The following is a 19,705-nucleotide window of genomic DNA, read 5'->3' on the forward strand; positions in this document are numbered from 1 at the left end:
CTTTTTAAACCAAAATCAGGCATAAAATTTATTTTAAAGATTGTGATAATTCGTTTAAACATTGTAACTCAATGTTATGCAATTACACCAAACAATATGACAAATTTAAAACAAACTATTGATATAATTTTTATATATTTATAGACATACTATTCCCAAATTCAAATTTATATATTTAAAAATATATTTTACACATTGAATTTTAAGAACATTATTAATTAATTAAATATTAATGATTTAATATATTTATATTTCAATAGTAAATAAAAATGGACAATCCGAATGATTGCCCATTTTAGTAAATTACAATTTTATTAATACAAAATTTTAAAATAATGAGTCTAACTGACTATTAGTACCAGATTGCGGGACAACTGGTACTTCTCCGGCATCATCAGCATCACCACTTTTACCATTCGTTTTGGCTGTTACCGGTCCGTCAGCACGATTATCCAATGGTAAATCAGGATTAGTTGTCTGATGTTCTTTAAGAAAATATTCTCCGGATTTCTGAATAATACCGGCCGGAACAGGTGTATTCACAATAGGTTTGCCTTTTAATGCATAACGCATATATTCCAGCCATACCGGTACAGCAATTGTACCCCCAAAGGCTGAACGCCCCATACTGCGCGGACGATCATATCCTATATAAACTGCGCTAACGATGTTCGGATTAAAGCCTACGAACCAAGCATCCTTATTATCATTAGTTGTACCCGTTTTACCTGCAATATCGCTACGCCCAAGTGCGTGTGCACTATAAGCAGTACCATGATTAACTACATCCATCATCATGTGATATAAAATGAATGCATTGCGCGGATCAATAGCCTGTGGCGCATTTTGCTTAGCAACTAATGGTTGCATTTGCGCACGCAGGTTACCACGACTGTCATAAATCCGGTCAATCACATAATTGGAAACTTTAAAACCACCATTAGCAAAAATAGCATAACCTTCAGCCATCTGCATTGGCGTTACCTCACCACTACCAAGTGCCATGGATAGACTATTCGGAATCTGATCCAAACGAAAACCAAAATGCTGGATATATTGTCTGGCATAGTCAACACCCATAGCCATCAGTATACGGATTGAAACCATATTTTTGGATGCAGTTAAGGCCTGACGTAACGTGATAAACCCAGCATAACGACCGTCTGAGTTTTTAGGTGTCCAAGCACGCCCGCCTGCACCCATTCCCGGCATAACAATCGGAGCATCATTTACCACTGTCGCCGGCGTGAAGCCTTTAGCAATAGCTGCTGAATAAATAAAAGGCTTAAAAGAAGAACCAGGCTGACGTTTGGCCTGAGTCACACGGTTAAAACTTCGACGATAAAAATCATAACCACCTACCAAAGCTTTTACAGCTCCAGTCTGAGCATCCAGAGCAACAATCGCCCCCTGAAGCTCCGGCTGCTGTACAATTCGATAACTCTTACCATCACCTCGTACATGTACTACTGAGCCCACACGTACGGCTGCGTCATCCAGTTTCGCATTATTAATGGTTCGTTTAATCCAGTTATAACTACTACCGCTAATTCTGCTTTCACCTACACCGCCTATGTACACCACAATTGAATTTGAACCAAGTTCAGTTACTACAGCCGGCAACATACCGTCTACAGCAGAACGATTTGCCAGATACTGTTCTATCTGCTCATCACGAATATCTTCCGGGATTTTACTCAGGTCAAAAAATCCTTCCGCCCCACGGTAAGCCGAACCCCTATCAAAATTATTCAATGTTTTACGCAATGCTTCTGTTGCTACAGCCTGATCCTGTGAATTGACTGTTGTATAAACGCGAAATCCCTGCGTATAGGCTGCATCACCATATTTTTCATACATTTGCTGACGAACCATTTCAGCAACATAGAGCGCATTCTGATCTATAGGTTGCTGATAATGAACGTAATTTAATGGTTCTGCAAAAGCAGCATCAGCCTGAGCAGGTGTAATTTTGCCCATTTCCACCATATTATTGAGAATATAACGCTGGCGCATTTTAGCCCGTTGCGGATTTACAACAGGATTAAAGGTGGAAGGAGCCTTAGGTAAGCCAGCCAAAATCGTTGCTTCTGCCAAGTCCAGTTTTTGTACTGGTTTATTAAAATAAACCAGAGAAGCAGCAGCAAACCCATAAGCACGCTGCCCCAGATAAATCTGATTAAAATAAAGCTCAAGAATCTGATCTTTACTTAATTTTTGTTCAATCTTGTAAGCAAGAAGCGCTTCATTGAATTTACGCGTATAGGTGCGCTCATTAGTCAGATAAAAATTACGTGCTACCTGCTGAGTAATCGTACTGGCACCAGATTGCACACCGCCGGTCAGATTTGTAATCAAAGCACGGGTTACACCAATAAAATCGACTCCGCCATGATCATAAAAACGTTTATCTTCAGCGGCTACCACTGCATCTTTCAGCACCTGAGGAAAGTCATTGATTCTTGTAAAAGCACGTTTTTCCTCTCCAAACTGCCCCAGCAGTTTATTATCGGCTGAATAAATTGTAAGCGGCAGTTTGGGTTGATAATGCGTTACTGCTTCCAGAGAAGGCAGCTTCGGATAAGTAACCATAATCGCTACTGCCAGCAAACCGACAGCAAAAAGCGCCAGCCCGGCAAGCAAACCTACGGTTGAAAGTAATAATTTTCTAATCATAATCAACTAATTTTCATTTAAGGCTGCGAAATATATCCAAAATAAAGTAAACTTTGGTCTTAAATTTGTTAGCAACACAGAACAGTAATTTTCAACACCCGACATTACCCGTTTGATAAACAGACAGAAAGCCCTTTCATGAAACTGAATAATTTCAAAATAAATTCAAAGAATAAGAAGGTGGCCACAACATCCTCGAGACAAAGTCTTGGTATCAGTATTACTGATAAAAGCATTAATATGGTGCTATTAAATGCACGCAGTTTAAATCAATTTCGTCTCGAAAAATACGTTGTTGTCCCTCTGCCAAAAAATATTGTAGGTAATGGCAGTATAGAAAATCATGAAGAACTTGTTGCTTACCTGCAACAGGCAAAACAAAAACTACAAAGTAATTGCCGGAATATTACAGCGGCAATTTCACAAAAGCAGGTGTCAGTCCAATTCCTCGACCGTGATCTGGATACAGAGTATACCGAAGAAGAACAAATTATGGCTGAACTGAGTCAATATGACTCTCTGGATGAAGTCAGTTATGATTATCAGAAGATTGATGCAAACGATCAGGGGAAAGAATGTCTGTTGCTGGTTAATGGTAAGCGGGAAGATGTAAACATACTGATGGATGTCTATACTGATGCCGGAATAATACCCAGCCAGATGGATGTAGATTTAATGGCGATAATGAATAGTGCCATCACCTGGATCAATTTCAGACAACCGGAACTTACCAATAAATGTGTTGCTGTCTTCAACATTGATTACAGTGAAACCCAGGCAATTATCATGTGCCATGGTAAATTACTCTACAAACAGGAAATTAATCTTGGCTATGATCATTTAACGCAGTCTTTAAGACGCAACTATCAGTTAACCGAAGAGGAAGCATGGAACATGCTTTATAATCCTTCCAAACCTGAAGATTACAATACAGCTGTGGCACAGCCATTCCAGCAACAGTTTATTCAGGAAATACAGAGGGTATTGCAGTTTTACTTTACTTCAGCCAGTCAGGAAAACGAAATTGATGAAATCCTGATTTTCGGCTACGGCAACAAAGGTGCTAATGAATTTACTGAAAGTATTATTCAGCAGACACGAATACCTGCACAGCAAATCAACCCTGTATTACTGGCACAGCCAAGTGATAACATCCCACAGGCGAAATTACTTCAAGACAGCAGTTTATTAACCGTTCCATTTGGTCTGGCTATAAGAGGATTATAAGATGTTACCTTTATTAAAAATTAACCTGCTGCCTTACCGTGAAGCATTACAAGCCAAGCAAAAAAAGCAATTTCAGACATTATTAGCCGGAGCTGCTCTAATTGGGTTCGGTCTAGCTTTCCTCGGCTATCTGGCTGTTGAAAGTAGAGTAAGCAGCCAGGAAAGCCGTAATCTGGTGTTAGAGAACGGTATTAAAAAACTGGATTCAGAAATAGCAGAAATTTCCAAGCTGCAGGAAGAACGTAAGAACTTTATCGCGCGACAGGAAAAAGTTGAAGAACTATCAAACAAACGATTTGAAGCTGCGCGTATACTGGATACATTAAATACTGTAGCACCTTTGGGATTGTACATAACCAGTATTGAGGCTCAGAATTCCTCTACCTATATAGTCAATGGTAAAGCATTCAGTGATGCTAAAACTGCTGCATTTATGAATGCAATACCGGGACAATTATTCAGCACTCCGGAATTACTCAATATTAAACGGGTAAATAATGTACAAGAATTCAGTATTCGTATTCCTCTGAATAGCAACATTGGGCAACCATATGACATGACTCAGGCAAATCAGAATACTAATCCAATCTCAACAGATACTGCAGATCAAAATGAGTCAGCGTCTGATGCAGCAGCCGCATCAAACTGAAGGAGTAGTTGAACATGGCAAAAAATATTGACTTGAAAGCAATTGATTTAAACTCCTTACCTCAGCAAAGTAAACCTGTACAATTAGGTATTGCCGGAGCAATCATTGTTATTATTCTAATTCTCGCCTACTTCTTTGTTTACAGTGGTTTAAATGGACAAATCAGCCAGCTGCGTGAGGAAGAGGAAAAACTGAAACAGACATATACAGAAAAAAGCCGACAGGCTGCTCATCTTGATGCTTTAAAAGCAGAACTGGACTCTATTAATGGTTCATTTAATATATTATTAAAGCAGCTGCCAACTCAGGCTGAAATTCCGAATCTGATTCAGGAATTACATGAATGCGCAACCAAAAACGGACTGAATATGGACAGTGTAACACCTGCCCAGGTCCAAAATACTGAATCAGATAATCAAACTGACAAAAAATCTGAACAGCAGGTAATTCAGACATTACCTTATAACATCACCCTAACAGGAAATTACAATCAGATTAGTCAGTTTCTCCGCGATGTAGGAAAATTATCACGAATCGTAACGTTGAACTCAATTGTTATTAAACGGAATGAAAAAGATAATACGCTTACTTTGAACGCGGTTGCCAATACCTATAAAGCGCTAACCGATGCAGAAATAAAAGAACAGAACAATGATAAAAAATAAGCCTAGTTTCTGCAAAACAGTACTTTATAACATATATGCAACGGATAAATTATGAATAAATATTTACTTTTTCTTGGTCTTTTCGCATTAGGTGCTTGTTCTTCAGCAAATGAAGATTTACATGAATGGATGCAAAATACCAGACAGCAGGTAAAAACTCAGAATGTTAAACCTAATGAAACCAAGTTAAATATTCAGCCTACTTATACGCCACCTGTACAACCAAAACTAAATATTTTTGATCCGGCAAGATTTAAAGCCGGGGTTCAGGGTTCGAATGCACCAGATTTAAACCGGCCTAAACAAATTCTGGAAAATTTTTCATTAGATGAATTACATTACGTTGGATTGATAAAGGGTGCAGGTAAAGCTCCTTCCGCATTTATTGCTGTAAACGGACATGTATATACCGTTAATGTGGGAAATTATCTCGGACAAAGTTTCGGACGCATTACGGCAATAACGCAAGATGAAATTGTTATTTCAGAATTAGTTGAAGATTCGTACGGTAACTGGACAACACATCGTGCCAGCTTACCTTTACAGGCTGCAGACAGCACCTCCACGGAAACATCCGAACAAGACGACTGATACAAGTAACCCATTTAAGAATAAAAGGTACCAAATATGAAAATGAAAACCATATCTATTTTATCCACTCTGGGTCTGGGTTTACTGAGTCAGAGTATAATGGCAGGAAATATTACTGCTATTAATGTTGGTGCGCTGCAAAATCAACAACGATTGATAAAAATTCATTTTGATAAAGACCCGGCACTACCACGGGGTTTTACAACCGAAAATCCTGCACGTATTGCACTGGATTTTGCAAGTACAGGTCTAACCATACCGCAGAATCTGCTCAAATTTGATGATTCTGTATTACAGCAGATTGAAGCTGGTCAGACAGCTGACCGGACACGCATCATGCTTTCACTATCAAAAGCAGCACAATATAATGCAACCATAAAAGGTAATGAAGTCTGGGTTTATGTACAAGACCCGCATCCTGTTAAAAACAAAGTAAAAAATAAACAAGCTTCTGTTGATGCCGAACCTGCTCCGGTATTCAATGCACCATATCCGGCACCTAATATAACTGAACAAGTAGTTAACCGTCAGACTTCCAGTGCAGCAGATAATGCCTACAATGTTGCTGATCCGGTGCCGGTTAATGTAGATTTCCAGAAAGGAAAAAACGGTAATGGTGTGGTTTCCATTATCGGACTGAATGGTAAAGCACAGCCAACCATTAAAAGTAATGCTGCTACTCTTACTTTAACCTATAAAAATGTTCCCTTATTAACTGAACAGCAACGTAACTTAGATGTTACCGATTTCAGTACACCGGTACGAGCTATACGTTTGCGCAGAATTGGTAACGACACTGAAGTTAGCATTCAGATGCAGGGCGACTGGGACTATACTCAAATGACAAGCGGCAATAATCTTGTCCTGCAGATTTCACGCAAATTTGATGTAGAAAATAAGGGAATACAAGCTAATAATAAATCATTTAAAGGTAAACGCGTATCTCTGGATTTTCAGGATATTGATGTCCGCACTATTTTACAAATTCTGGCAAAAGAATCTGGCATGAACATTGTCGCCAGTGACAGCGTTCAAGGCAAAATGACCATTTCATTGAAAGATGTTCCCTGGGATCAGGCTCTGAATCTGGTTATGGAAACACGAAATCTTGATATGCGTCGTGAAGGAAATGTTATCAACATTGCTCCGCGTGATGAATTCATGTCCAGAGATACTGCCTCTCTTGAACAACAAAGGAAACTGGATGATTTAGGTCCGTTAATTTCTCAGACATTCCAGCTTAAATACCGCAGTGTAGAGGATTTTAAGAAAATATTGCATTTGTCAGATGACGGTAGCTCAAGCGATAGTAAAAGTATTCTGAGCCCTCGTGGTAGTGCCTTACTCGATCCGGCAACTAACACTTTAATTATCACTGATATTAGTAGTGTAATTAAAAAATTTGAAAAACTGATAGCTCAGGTTGATATTTCTTCTCAGCAAGTATTAATTGAAGCAAGAATTGTTGAAACTACAGATAGTTTCGCGCGTGAACTAGGTACTAAGTTCGGTTATACTAGAGGAACTACCCATACTGATATTGGCGGTACAGTTTCTCTTCAGGATGATAATAAAGGTACGACCCGTAATCCGAATTTTGAACTTGGATTTCCAAATATTAATCTAGGTGTAACTAATCCTACTTCCGTTGTATCCTGGGTACATAAATTTGCTTCAGGTGCGTTAGCTTTGGAACTTTCAGCATCTCAGGCTCAAGGTAAAACCAAAATTATTTCTTCACCCCGTGTATTAACTCAGGATCGTAAGGAAGCCAAAATTGAATCTGGTTATGAAGTTCCATATCAGGAATCTACTTCAAGCGGTGCGACATCAACTAGTTTCAAAGATGCAGTCTTAGGGTTGAAAGTAACACCACAGATTACTCCTGACGGCAATATCATTATGACATTGAATGTACAGAATGACCGTCCGATTGCCTGTTCAAATGTCGCACCGGATGTACTTCGTTCAGGCGATATTTGTATGCAAAAACGTAATGTTGTTACCCAAACCATGATTGAAAATGGCGGAACATTAATCATTGGCGGCATTTACAATGAAAATAATGAAAACAGTGTGGATAAAATACCTTTATTAGGTGATATTCCGGGCATTGGTAATTTATTTAAACACAGAAAGAATACCCAGCAACGTAATGAATTACTTGTTTTCATTACACCTCGGGTAGTTGATTCTGCCAGCGCACCTTTGAAATATTAATTAATCTTTTCACCTAACACTTAGCCAGCCTGTAAAACAGGCTGGCTTTTTAATTATTAAATATCAACAAGGAGAAAACATTTATTAAAGTTATATTTTCTATTTATCAAATATAACTACTCTTCTCGCTATTATTTTTTAAAGTTAGAAAAACAGAAATATACTCATTTACAGATTATGCTATTCATCAAGTATCTACATCAGTTTACTAATGCATAAACTACAGCTCTCAGTTACAATAACAGACATGGATAATATAGCTGGCAATCTGATTCTGATCGGTTTGATGGGAGCAGGTAAAACTACTCTTGGTAAACAACTGGCAACAAAATTACATCGCGATTTTTATGATAGCGATCAAGTAATATGTGAACGTACTGGCGTATCTATTCCCACTATTTTTGAAGTTGAAGGAGAAGCCGGTTTTCGGTTACGGGAAGCGGCCATTATCAGCGAGCTGGTGCAGCAAAAAAATATTGTCATTGCCACTGGTGGCGGTACTATTTTACAAATCGAAAACCGACTTAAACTGCAACAAAATGGTCACGTTGTTTATCTGCATGCCCAACCGGAAATACTGTTAAGCAGAATTCAGCACGACAAAAACCGACCACTACTTCAAGTTTCTGATCCTCTGGCAAAATTGCAAGAACTATATACCGTACGTGATCCTATCTATCGTGCAACAGCCCATACCATAATAGATGTAGACAGTCCTTATAGCTCCAGGACGATTAATCGATTAATTCGATTATTACGATACCCCTCTCAACAACTCTCTCTTTTATAACCCATCATGTATACCCTTTCTGTTGCAACTGCTTCACACCAGTACCCGATATTTATTGGCAGTGATCTGCTGAAATCTGCACAAAATATTCTTGCTCCTTATTTAAATCATAAGATTGCCATTGTTACCAATGTAACCGTTGCTGAATTGTATCTACCTCAATGGCAGCAAATCATGAATCAGGCAGGCCATGAATATTTCAGTATTATTCTGCCAGACGGAGAACGGTATAAAAATTGGGAAACTCTCAATTTAATTTATGATGGTCTGATGCAAAACCATGCCGAACGCCAAACCACCTTACTGGCCTTAGGAGGAGGTGTAATTGGCGATATGGTAGGTTTTGCCGCTGCTACCTATCAGCGCGGAGCACCTTTTATCCAGATTCCTACAACACTGCTCAGTCAGGTAGATTCATCAGTTGGCGGTAAAACAGCAATCAATCATCCTTTAGGAAAAAATATGATTGGAGCGTTTTATCAGCCCCAAGCCGTATTTATTGACTTAAACAGTTTGCAAACATTACCAGCACGTGAATTTTCTGCCGGTTTAGCAGAAGTAATCAAGTATGCCGTATTAGGTGATATCGAATTTCTTCAATGGCTGGAAAATAACATCACCGCATTAATGGCACAGAATCCATCAATACTGGCTGAAGCCGTTTATCGTTGCTGTCAGATGAAAGCTGAAATTGTGGGTGCCGATGAAAAAGAAGCCGGTATCCGTGCTTATTTAAATCTGGGACATACATTCGGCCATGCCATCGAAGCAGAAATGGGTTATGGTAACTGGCTGCATGGAGAAGCTGTGGCTGCCGGTACAGTACTTGCCTGCCGTTTATCTGAGCAACTGGGTTATTTGAACAAAAAAGATACGGAGCGTGTGATTGCATTATTAAATCAGGCCAGGCTGCCCGTTCTCCCTCCGGCGATGTCACTTAAGGCATGGCTTGGACATATGAGCCATGATAAAAAAGTAATTGATGGAAAATTACGTTTTGTTGCACTCAAACAACTTGGGCAGGCAATGATAGCTGATGATATTGTAACCGAAACACTGGCCACAACTCTGAAACCCTATATCTTGTGAAGCATGTTAGAATCTGCGCCTAATTCTATCATCGACTTTTACATTAAACACAAGATAAAGTATGACTAATCAATCCGATCTCCAGGCGGAAAATAATCACGATCATAAGCGCAGCATCCGCAGTTTTGTTCTTCGTCAAGGCCATATGACAGCTGCCCAGCAACGTGCTATAGATACTCAATGGCCACTGTTTGGTATTGATTTTAACCAAAATCAAATTGATTTAGATACCATCTTCAATCGTCCTTCACCAAAAATTCTGGAAATTGGCTTTGGGATGGGAGTAGCAACAGCTGCAATTGCCCAAAACCTGCCTGAGTGTGATTTTCTGGCTATTGATGTACACGGCCCGGGCGTAGGTAATCTGCTAAAGCTGATTCAGGAACAAAATATTCAGAATATACGGGTGATGCGCCACGATGCGGTGGAAGTCGTCAATTACATGCTCCATGATAATAGTTTGCATGGGATTCATATTTTCTTTCCTGATCCATGGCATAAAAAACGCCATAATAAACGACGTCTAATTCAGATACCTTTTATTGCCCAATTACTTCCCAAACTGAAACCAAACGGCTATATCCATTTGGCTACCGACTGGCAGGAATATGCCGATCAGATGCTTGAAGTGTTATCCAGCTTCTCTGAATTACAAAATACTGCTGATGATTTTGCTGCCACTCCGACCTACCGGCCGGAAACTAAATTTGAAGCACGCGGAAAACGTCTGGGACACGGTGTGTGGGATTTGATTTTTGTAAAAAAATAACATCAAGAATTAATAAAAAGTAAAGACATTTAAGGTACAATCAACCTGATTGCATTGCGGCAATTCTTTTTTCTGTTAAATAATATTGCTGTCTTCTAAGGAACTGAGATGTTTCAGAATGTCGAATACTATCCGGGCGATCCCATTCTGGGTCTGATGGATCAATACAAACAAGATTCACGTAATCAGAAAGTAAATTTGGGTGTTGGTGTTTATTATGATGATACCGGCCATGTCCCAGTACTGGAATGCGTTAGCACCGTAGAATCGCAACTGGTTAAAGAAAATTTACCACATGATTACCTGCCTATGGACGGACTGCCCGGTTATCGCCAGGCCTGCCAGAAATTATTACTTGGCAGTGAACATGAAGCTATTAAAAGTGCACGAGTTGCTACCATTGCCAGCCTTGGTGGTTCTGGTGCCCTGCGCGTCGGTGCTGAATTTATTCACCGCTGGTTTCCTCAGGCAAAAGTTTATGTCAGCAATCCTACCTGGGGTAACCACATCAGTATTTTTGAGGGTGCAGGCATAGAAGTATTAAAATACCCCTACTATGATCCTGAAACAATTGGCATTAAATTTACAGAATTAAAACAATTTCTTCAGCAACTGGATGCAGGCAATATTATTTTGTTACATCCGTGCTGCCATAATCCCACCGGTGTAGACCCAAGCCAACAGCAATGGGATGAGCTGCTTGAGATTATCAAACAAAAACAACTTATCCCTTTTATGGATATAGCATATCAAGGCTTTGGTGACGACATAGAAACCGATACCTATGCTATTCGTAAAGCTGTTGATTTAGGCTTATGCGTTTATATCAGCAACTCTTTTTCTAAAAATCTTTCAATGTACGGCGAGCGAGTGGGTGGTCTGAGTATTGTCTGCCCGACAACTGAAGAAGCCCGTCTTGTACAAAGTCAGCTTAAATTTACTGTACGCCGTTTATATTCAAGCCCTCCTGCACACGGCGGTCATGTCGTTGACCGTGTAATGAACAATAATCAGTTATTCAAGCAATGGGAACAGGAAGTCTATATGATGCGCGATCGTATTCGCGCTATGCGCAGCCGTTTGCATGAAGTTTTACAGGCAAAATTCCCAGAGCGCGATTTCAGCTATTTTGTAAAACAACGGGGTATGTTCAGCTTCACTGGTCTGAATCCGCAGCAAGTTGAACGTCTGAAAAGCGAATTTGGTGTATATATGGTTGAAAATGGTCGTATGTGCATGGCTGGATTAAATAGCAGTAATATAGAATACGTAGCCAATGCAATGGTTGCTGTATTAAAGTAATTAGTGTCTGAACATTGAAACTGGCTGATTATTAACTAGTCAGCCAGTTTCATTATTTGTATTACCAACACAATAAATTCAATTACAAAGTAAATTTCTTAATTGACTTGATGAATAGCAAACCGGCGTAACCGGAAAGCCAATGCAATATTCATGACACCGAATAATGCTGCATAAACACCAATTACCCAGGTTAATGCTATACCGCCCTGCACTGGATCAATTAACAGAATAACACCCACCAAAACCGATAAGATACCGGCAATAATCATCCACCATTCACCCTGAAGAGTTTTGCGAAGACGTATTGCAGTTATAATTTGGAATATACCGGATATCAAAGCCCAAGCAGCAATAAATGTAATTAAAACCAGCCAGGTAATTCCCGGAACAAAAAATGTCAGGATACCGGCCAGAATACTTACAATACCCCAAATCAGCATTAACCACCAATCCTGATGACTTTTTCGACCATTAATAGAAATGATTACGCCCATTACACCATCTATTAAAGCATAAACACCGAAGAATATAACCATGACCATTATAGTTATGAATGGATAGAACCACGTTAGCAACCCAAAAATCAATGCAGCAATCCCACGTAAAAGTACTATCCACCAATTTTTTGAAAGTAAATTAGCTAACGGACTGCGAAATGTAAAATTATTCACAATATTTCCTTTAATTAAATGTCCATTTCTAAATGATAAAATATTAATGGATAAGATATCAATAAACGATTGCTATTGATAACGCTTATTTTTATATAACAGCCAGCCATCATAATGCCGATGCTTTGGATCATGGTGTGTCCAATGGACTAATCCGCCACGGTTGTTACTGATATATTCACCTGAAAAGCCAACTGTGTCATCACGCTGCAAATCATTCAGCCTCGGCGCTATATCAATATTATGCACTATTAAAACCGTACTATCTGTACCTGTACGCAGTATAAAACGCTGATGACGACTGCCTTTATTATCATCAAGTAATGTTTTAATAACTTTACCTTCTCCATATACCTGTACTTTATCAAGATTTTCTTTTTGAGCTTGCTCAATCGACACACTTTCCTTTGGATTACTTGCAGCAGGTGCAGCAGTAAAACTATGCCGCATAGATTTAAAAGAATTAATTACCTGTTCCTGTGCCTGACTTTTTGGCCGTTCGTCTGTTGTGCTTTGCAACCACAACCATAATCCCAGCGCCACAATAACCAGCAAAATTACTTTCTTCATAAGTAAAAATTTTGATGTGCAATTAGTAACAATTTATTTCATCATACAAAATGTAATCAGCGTTAGCAAAATTAATGTTGATATAAATAAAAAAATCAGGCTATCCGAGCACTCGGATAGCCTGATTCTAATAAAAACTATAATAATTTATTTTTTATAAGCTAATGCTGCTTTAATAAAGGCTGTAAACAAAGGATGGCCATTTTTTGGTGTTGAAGTAAACTCAGGATGAAACTGACAAGCGAAAAACCAAGGGTGATTCGGTAATTCAATTGTTTCAACCAAACGCTCATGTCCGGTAGATACACCGCCAATAACCAAACCAGCCTGTTCTAACTGTGGCACATAATAGTTATTAACTTCATAACGATGACGATGACGCTCGCGAATCAACTCATTACCATAAATGTTTCTCGCCAATGAGCCGTCAGCCAGTTTTACTTCTTGTGCGCCTAAACGCATCGTACCGCCAAGATTAGTATTAACATCACGCTTTTCAATCTGCCCGTCCCTGTCTTGCCACTCACTAATCAAAGCAACAACAGGATGCTGGGTTTTCAGATCAAATTCAGTTGAATTGGCTCCATCCAGATTAGCCACATCACGTGCATATTCAATCAGCGCGATTTGCATGCCCAGGCAGATACCCAGATAAGGAATTTGCTTTTCACGCGCATAACGAACAGCAGCGATTTTTCCTTCAACACCACGCGTACCGAAACCACCGGGAACCAGTATGGCATCCATATCTTCTAAGCAGGCCGTTCCTTCTGTTTCCAGAGCTTCACTATCTATATAATGAATATCTACTTCAGTTTCGGTCTGAATACCGGCATGCTTTAAAGCTTCCGACAAAGATTTATATGATTCAGTTAAATCGACATATTTGCCGACCATGGCAATTTTTACTTTGTGTTTCGGATGTTGTACTAAATAAACAATCTTATTCCATGCAGTCAGATCGGCCTGCTGAACATTAAGTTGCAGCTGCTCACAGATAATATTGTCAATACCCTGATCATGAAGCATTGCCGGCACTTCATAAATGCTATTAACATCATAACAGCTTATAACCGCACGCTCTTCAACATTACAGAACAAAGCGATCTTACGTTTTTCTTCTTCCGGCATCGGCCGGTCTATACGGCAGATAAGTACATCCGGCTGAATGCCGATTTCACGTAATTCTTTAACGGAATGCTGGGTCGGTTTGGTTTTTATCTCACCTGCGGCCGCAATATACGGTACATAGGAAAGATGAACAAAAAGAGTATTGGTTCGCCCTTGCTGGCTGCGCATTTGTCTGATGGCTTCCAGAAAAGGCAAAGACTCGATATCACCTACCGTACCTCCAATTTCGACAATCGCCACATCGAAACCGGCAGCACCTTCATGAATTTTGCGTTTGATTTCATCAGTAATGTGGGGAATAACCTGAACCGTACCCCCCAGATAATCACCACGGCGTTCTTTATGAATTACACTTTCATACACCTGGCCGGATGTAAAATTATTGCGCTTTTGCATCGTAGCATCAATAAAGCGCTCGTAATGCCCGAGATCCAGATCTGTTTCAGCACCATCATCAGTAACAAATACTTCCCCATGCTGAAAAGGACTCATTGTACCCGGATCAACATTAATATACGGATCCAGTTTAAGCATGGTTACTTTTAAACCACGGGATTCTAAAATAGCAGCAGTAGACGCAGCGGCAATGCCTTTACCCAGTGAAGAGACCACACCGCCAGTTACAAAAATAAACTTGGTCATGACAATCAGCAGGAAATTGAATTGAGCATTTTAGCCGAAAACAGCATGAAATGAAAGATACTGCCCGGTCACATAAAGAGTGAGAATATTATCTCCGGATTGGCGCAATAATCACGGTTGTGGCATAATTAATCACCGTAACCGCTAAATTTTTATTATGTTGCAATCTGGACATATTTTCATTGTTTCCGCCGCTTCCGGAACAGGCAAAACCACTCTGGTTTCACGTCTGAGTGCCTGTCAGCCTGATATCCGTATTTCTATCTCCCACACCACCAGAATGCCGCGAGATGGAGAACAAAATGGCATTCATTACCATTTTGTCAGCCGTGATGAATTTGAGCAAATGATTGCTGCCAATGCCTTCATAGAACATGCAAATGTCTATGGTAATTATTACGGCACCAGTTTAAAAGCTGTTGAGTCATTATCAAAACAGGGCTATAACGTTATTCTGGAAATAGATGTGCAGGGTGCTGAACAGATCCGCCGTTTATTACCGGAAGCCACCAGCATTTTTATTCTGCCTCCGTCAATGGCTGAACTGAACGAACGTCTGCGAAACAGAGGCACAGATAGTGAAGATGTAATAGCCTACCGGCTGGAAAAATCACGTGAAGAAATAGAGCAAAGCCTGTTATTCGATTATGTGATTGTTAATGAAGAGATTACACAAGCAGAAAATGACCTGCTGGCGATTATTCGCTCAGTTGGCTTGCGTGCCAAAGCACAAAGCCAGACAATTATACAAATTTTATCCGAAAAATAATTTATTTACCTTTTATTACTTATCCTGATATCAGGAATGGAACTCAGATTATGGCTCGTATCACTGTAGAAGATTGTATCGGACGTATTCCGAATCATTTTGACCTGACCATGATAGCTGCTTTACGCGCCCGTCAGCTTGCCAACGGCGCTACTGCACTGGTCGAAGAAGATCATGATAAACCGACTGTCATTGCCTTGCGCGAAATTGCTAGCGGACAAATCGGAACAGAATTACTTAACCAGCAAAAATAATACAGGCAAACAGCCATGTACCCCCCCAGCGTGCCTTATAAACCACCAGTAAACCAATGGCGAGATAATCTTTTCGCACATACAGAATATCTGAATAAACAAGAACGCTGGGAATTGCTGGAACAGGCATGCGCCTATATATATTCTCTTGCTGACAAAACTGGCAAAACTGCATTACTGGAACGCAGTTTTGCCATTACTACATCTCTTGCACAAAATCTGCACAGAGTACAGGCTCTTGCTGCCGTTTTAATCAAAATTGCTTTTGAAGATTTAGGTACTTCAGATTTTCACCTGCCAAGCCATGCATTAGGACAGGTGGGGATGAAAATTTTAAACGAAATTAATACCTCAGCATATACCGATATTGCTTCACAACTTAAATGCTGTGAGCAGCAAATAGAAAACAGCTATCATGCCATTATTACCGAGGCACAGAATAAATTATTGCATACTGCATCCTATCTCGGAAAAGATGACCTGCAATTACTTGGCAAAGCCTGTGAATTTGGTGCAACTGCACATCAAGGACAGTTTCGCAATAGTGGTCTGCCCTATATTACCCATCCTATAGCGGTGGCAACCCAACTGGCTGAATGGCATGTAGACATTCAGGCTTTATGTGCAGGTGTATTACACGACGTACTGGAAGATACCGGTACCACCAAAGAAGAAATTATTGCTGTATTCGGAGAAACCATAGCCAATATGGTTGACGGGCTATCGAAACTGGAAAAACTGGAATATAACAGCCAGCAGGAAGCTCAGGCTGAAAGTTTTCGCAAGCTTATTATGGCAATGACACAGGACGTACGGGTGATCATTGTCAAGCTGTCAGACCGGCTGCACAATATGCGCACACTGTCAGCAAAAAAACCAGCCAGCCGAAGACGTATTGCTCAGGAAACCATGGAAATCTATGCGCAACTGGCCAATCGAATCGGATTAAACCATGTGTACCGCGAATTACAGGACCTGGCATTCAAGCATTTGTATCCGCATCGCTATGAAGTACTCGCCAAAGCTATTCAGTCATCCCGGCGTAACCGGCGTGACGTGGTTGGAAAAGTACTGCGCGCATTCAGCCAGCGTCTGGTTAGTGCCAATATCGAGGCACAGGTAAGAGGTCGAGAAAAAAATCTTTATAGCATATATGAAAAAATGCGCCGGAAAAATCTCCATTTTGCCGACGTAATGGATATATATGCATTCAGAGTTATCGTTAATAATATACCAGCCTGCTATACCGCTTTAGGCGTACTGCATAATCTTTACAAGCCTAAGCCGGGAAGAATCAAAGACTATATCGCCATCCCTAAAAATAATGGTTACCAGAGTCTGCATACCATACTGGTAGGCCCGTATGGTCTACCAATTGAAGTACAGATTCGTACACATGAAATGGATACCATTGCCGAACGCGGTATAGCCAGTTACTGGATGCATAAAGATGGTGAGCAGAATAGCTTTGATCAGGCTCAGATGCGTACAAATCAATGGCTGCAAAGCATACTTGATATTCAGGCGCATAGTGCCAATGCCATTGAATTCTTTGAACATGTAAAAACTGATCTGTTTCCAAACGAGGTATACGTTTTCACCCCTAAAGGCAAAATCATTACCTTACCGGAAGGTGCCACACCGGTGGATTTTGCTTATGCAGTCCACACTGGTATTGGTAATCGCACTGTTTCAGCACGTATTAATCACAATCTTATGCCATTACGCACTCGGCTGCACACTGGTGATACAGTAGAAATCATTACCTCCAGCAATGGTCATCCTACCCCGGCATGGCTTGATTTTGCCGTTTCCAGCCATGCACGCAGCGCCATTCGCAGCCAGATTAAAAAAATGAATCGTTCAGATGCCATCCGTCTGGGTGAGAAATTATTACAAAAAGCACTCTCCAGCCTGTTACCGGAAAACGTTTTACTTTCAGACAGTCTGAAAGATAAATATCTGGCCGATTTACAACAGAAAAATACTTCCTTTGAAAATATCCTGTGCGAAGTTGGTATGGGATTGTTGCAACCGGTTTCCATAGCCATGCACATCGCAGAGCTGGCCGGAGAACACTTTAACAACACCATTAAACTGGCACCCATTAATCTTACCGGCAATGAATCTACCCATATTCATCTGGCTAAATGCTGCCACCCTATTCCCGGTGATACTATTAAAGCCTTATTAATCAAAGATCAGGGAATCATCATCCATCGTGATACCTGCAATACCATTCTGAAAACAGATCCTGAGCTTCAGCTTGATGCTAACTGGGATATTATGCAGGCAAGCAACTATCAAACAACACTGTGTCTGAATGCAATCGATAGTCATGGCTTACTGGCCACTATTGCTCAGGCGATTTCCTCTAATGGCGGTGATATCAAGTCGGTTGAAACAACATCGAAAAAACTTGAAGGCATTGATGGATTTATCGAATTTCGCTTTGTTTTACAGGTAAAAGATCTAGACCAGCTGAACCAGATTACCCGGGATTTGCACTCTGTACCTCAGATTCGCCGCGTAAACCGCGTCTAAGCAATCTTTCCTGATAAATATTCATATATATATCCGTTAAATATCATCTTGACGAACGATATTTAATCAGACATAATTCTGCCTTATTTTTAAAATAAACCTATGTCTGTTATTCCTTTGTTTATTACAGATATAGCCATTATTTACACCTTAGGAGGTGATGTTGTAAACGGTTATGCGGTACCGTAAACACCGCCCTAGCCCTAAGTGGCAATATTTAAATATTTAGCTGATTAATATAGTAATCAGCATCAGAACTCATTTATTCAGGAAAAAACATGCCTTCTGTACGTGTAAAAGAAAATGAACCTTTTGAAGTTGCGATGCGTCGCTTTAAACGCTCTGTTGAAAAAACCGGTCTGATGACCGAACTGCGTGCTCGTGAAGCTTACGAAAAACCAACTACTGAACGTAAACGTAAAAAAGCAGCAGCCGTAAAACGTTTACAGAAACGCTTGCGCAGCCAGCAATTGCCACCAAAATTCTATTAATTGGTAGCTCCGGTTTATCATTTTCTGGTAACCGGAAATAAATACAATTGAAAACAATACCGCAGGCTATTGCTTGCGGTATTTGCATTTTACAGAAATAACTATCTGAAGCACCGCAATTTTAGCAGTATCATACTAAACTAATTTAATTTTTATTTATTGCGAGCATTATTATGAGCCTGAAACAACAACTGCAAGAAGATATGAAAACTGCCTTGCGCAATCATGATTCAGCTACCCTGTCTACCATTCGAATGGCGCTGGCTGCAATAAAACAGATCGAAGTAGATGAACGAATCGAAGTAGACGATACACGCTTCACGGCCATTATTAGCAAAATGGTTAAACAGCGCAAAGAGTCTGTACGCATGTATACCGAGGCTGGCAGAACCGATCTAGCAGAAAAAGAACAGTCAGAAATCGATCTGCTGCAGAATTATCTGCCCAAAATGCTCGACGAAGCTGAAATTGACGCAGCCATTAAAGAAGCCATAACCAGCACAGGCGCTGCGCAGCCAAGTGATATGGGTAAAGTTATGGGTGTACTGAAAAAAACACTGACCGGTAAAGCTGACATGAGTGAAGTCAGCAAAAAAATCAAACAGCTTTTGAACTAAAAGTTTTCTGCATTAACCATAACAGCAGATCAGAA

General features: G+C 40.1%; 18 protein-coding genes. 14 read left to right on the forward strand and 4 right to left on the reverse strand.

Annotated elements, in window-relative coordinates; all coding sequences use genetic code 11:
• Positions 1-327: 327 nt before the first annotated feature.
• The gene (locus tag GYX91_RS07040) at positions 328-2,676 is read right to left on the reverse strand and encodes a penicillin-binding protein 1A (protein ID WP_084550913.1); all 2,349 of its coding nucleotides are present in this window, start codon (positions 2,674-2,676) and stop codon (positions 328-330) included.
• Between the two features lie 180 nt (positions 2,677-2,856).
• Between GYX91_RS07040 and pilM the strand changes: the two genes are divergently transcribed.
• The 9 genes from pilM to GYX91_RS07085 all read left to right on the forward strand — a co-directional run bounded on the left by pilM (position 2,857) and on the right by GYX91_RS07085 (position 11,978).
• Positions 2,857-3,903: a type IV pilus biogenesis protein PilM gene (gene pilM / locus GYX91_RS07045; RefSeq protein ID WP_172397391.1), complete on the forward strand. Its 1,047-nt coding sequence runs from the start codon at positions 2,857-2,859 to the stop codon at positions 3,901-3,903.
• A 1-nt stretch (position 3,904) separates the two neighbouring features.
• The gene (locus GYX91_RS07050) at positions 3,905-4,552 is read left to right on the forward strand and encodes a PilN domain-containing protein (protein ID WP_084584936.1); all 648 of its coding nucleotides are present in this window, start codon (positions 3,905-3,907) and stop codon (positions 4,550-4,552) included.
• 14 nt (positions 4,553-4,566) lie between these two features.
• Entirely contained in the window at positions 4,567-5,217 is a 651-nt protein-coding gene (locus GYX91_RS07055; RefSeq protein ID WP_084547399.1) for a type 4a pilus biogenesis protein PilO, read from the forward strand.
• A 51-nt stretch (positions 5,218-5,268) separates the two neighbouring features.
• Positions 5,269-5,808 carry a pilus assembly protein PilP gene (locus GYX91_RS07060; RefSeq protein WP_084550899.1) on the forward strand — a complete coding sequence of 180 codons (540 nt, stop codon included), beginning with the start codon at positions 5,269-5,271 and terminating at the stop codon, positions 5,806-5,808.
• Between the two features lie 36 nt (positions 5,809-5,844).
• Complete coding sequence (gene pilQ, locus GYX91_RS07065; RefSeq protein WP_174830375.1) at positions 5,845-8,028, forward strand: type IV pilus secretin PilQ; 2,184 nt, start codon at positions 5,845-5,847, stop codon at positions 8,026-8,028.
• A 247-nt stretch (positions 8,029-8,275) separates the two neighbouring features.
• Complete coding sequence (locus GYX91_RS07070) at positions 8,276-8,818, forward strand: shikimate kinase (RefSeq protein ID WP_174830377.1); 543 nt, start codon at positions 8,276-8,278, stop codon at positions 8,816-8,818.
• Positions 8,819-8,824: 6 nt separating this feature from the next.
• Positions 8,825-9,907 (forward strand): 3-dehydroquinate synthase, encoded by a 1,083-nt coding sequence (gene aroB / locus GYX91_RS07075; RefSeq protein WP_174830379.1) that lies wholly within the window; start codon positions 8,825-8,827, stop codon positions 9,905-9,907.
• A 61-nt stretch (positions 9,908-9,968) separates the two neighbouring features.
• Positions 9,969-10,676 (forward strand): tRNA (guanosine(46)-N7)-methyltransferase TrmB, encoded by a 708-nt coding sequence (trmB, locus tag GYX91_RS07080; RefSeq protein ID WP_174830380.1) that lies wholly within the window; start codon positions 9,969-9,971, stop codon positions 10,674-10,676.
• Between the two features lie 108 nt (positions 10,677-10,784).
• Positions 10,785-11,978, forward strand: coding sequence for an amino acid aminotransferase (locus GYX91_RS07085; protein WP_174830382.1), 1,194 nt, complete (start codon positions 10,785-10,787; stop codon positions 11,976-11,978).
• A gap of 98 nt (positions 11,979-12,076) precedes the next feature.
• Here GYX91_RS07085 and GYX91_RS07090 read toward each other — a convergent pair whose 3' ends face one another.
• The 3 genes from GYX91_RS07090 to GYX91_RS07100 all read right to left on the reverse strand — a co-directional run bounded on the left by GYX91_RS07090 (position 12,077) and on the right by GYX91_RS07100 (position 14,995).
• On the reverse strand, positions 12,077-12,652 hold the full coding sequence (locus tag GYX91_RS07090) for an HdeD family acid-resistance protein (RefSeq protein ID WP_025331045.1): 576 nt from the start codon (positions 12,650-12,652) through the stop codon (positions 12,077-12,079).
• A gap of 72 nt (positions 12,653-12,724) precedes the next feature.
• Positions 12,725-13,222: a DUF3465 domain-containing protein gene (locus tag GYX91_RS07095; RefSeq protein WP_174830385.1), complete on the reverse strand. Its 498-nt coding sequence runs from the start codon at positions 13,220-13,222 to the stop codon at positions 12,725-12,727.
• Positions 13,223-13,369: 147 nt separating this feature from the next.
• The gene (locus GYX91_RS07100; RefSeq protein ID WP_174830387.1) at positions 13,370-14,995 is read right to left on the reverse strand and encodes a CTP synthase; all 1,626 of its coding nucleotides are present in this window, start codon (positions 14,993-14,995) and stop codon (positions 13,370-13,372) included.
• Between the two features lie 157 nt (positions 14,996-15,152).
• On the opposite strand from GYX91_RS07100, the gene gmk reads away from it, so the two are divergent.
• The 5 genes from gmk (at position 15,153) to GYX91_RS07125 (ending at position 19,670) form a co-directional block, all read left to right on the forward strand.
• Entirely contained in the window at positions 15,153-15,764 is a 612-nt protein-coding gene (gmk, locus tag GYX91_RS07105; protein WP_025331048.1) for a guanylate kinase, read from the forward strand.
• 50 nt (positions 15,765-15,814) lie between these two features.
• Complete coding sequence (gene rpoZ, locus GYX91_RS07110) at positions 15,815-16,018, forward strand: DNA-directed RNA polymerase subunit omega (RefSeq protein ID WP_174830389.1); 204 nt, start codon at positions 15,815-15,817, stop codon at positions 16,016-16,018.
• 15 nt (positions 16,019-16,033) lie between these two features.
• Positions 16,034-18,562, forward strand: a complete 2,529-nt coding sequence (locus GYX91_RS07115; protein ID WP_174830391.1) for a bifunctional (p)ppGpp synthetase/guanosine-3',5'-bis(diphosphate) 3'-pyrophosphohydrolase — start codon at positions 16,034-16,036, stop codon at positions 18,560-18,562.
• A 278-nt stretch (positions 18,563-18,840) separates the two neighbouring features.
• Entirely contained in the window at positions 18,841-19,053 is a 213-nt protein-coding gene (rpsU, locus tag GYX91_RS07120) for a 30S ribosomal protein S21 (protein ID WP_025331051.1), read from the forward strand.
• 173 nt (positions 19,054-19,226) lie between these two features.
• The gene (locus GYX91_RS07125; RefSeq protein ID WP_174830393.1) at positions 19,227-19,670 is read left to right on the forward strand and encodes a GatB/YqeY domain-containing protein; all 444 of its coding nucleotides are present in this window, start codon (positions 19,227-19,229) and stop codon (positions 19,668-19,670) included.
• The last annotated feature ends 35 nt before the right edge of the window (positions 19,671-19,705 follow it).

It is taken from the genome of Snodgrassella sp. ESL0304 (assembly GCF_013344995.1).
Classification (GTDB): domain Bacteria; phylum Pseudomonadota; class Gammaproteobacteria; order Burkholderiales; family Neisseriaceae; genus Snodgrassella; species Snodgrassella alvi.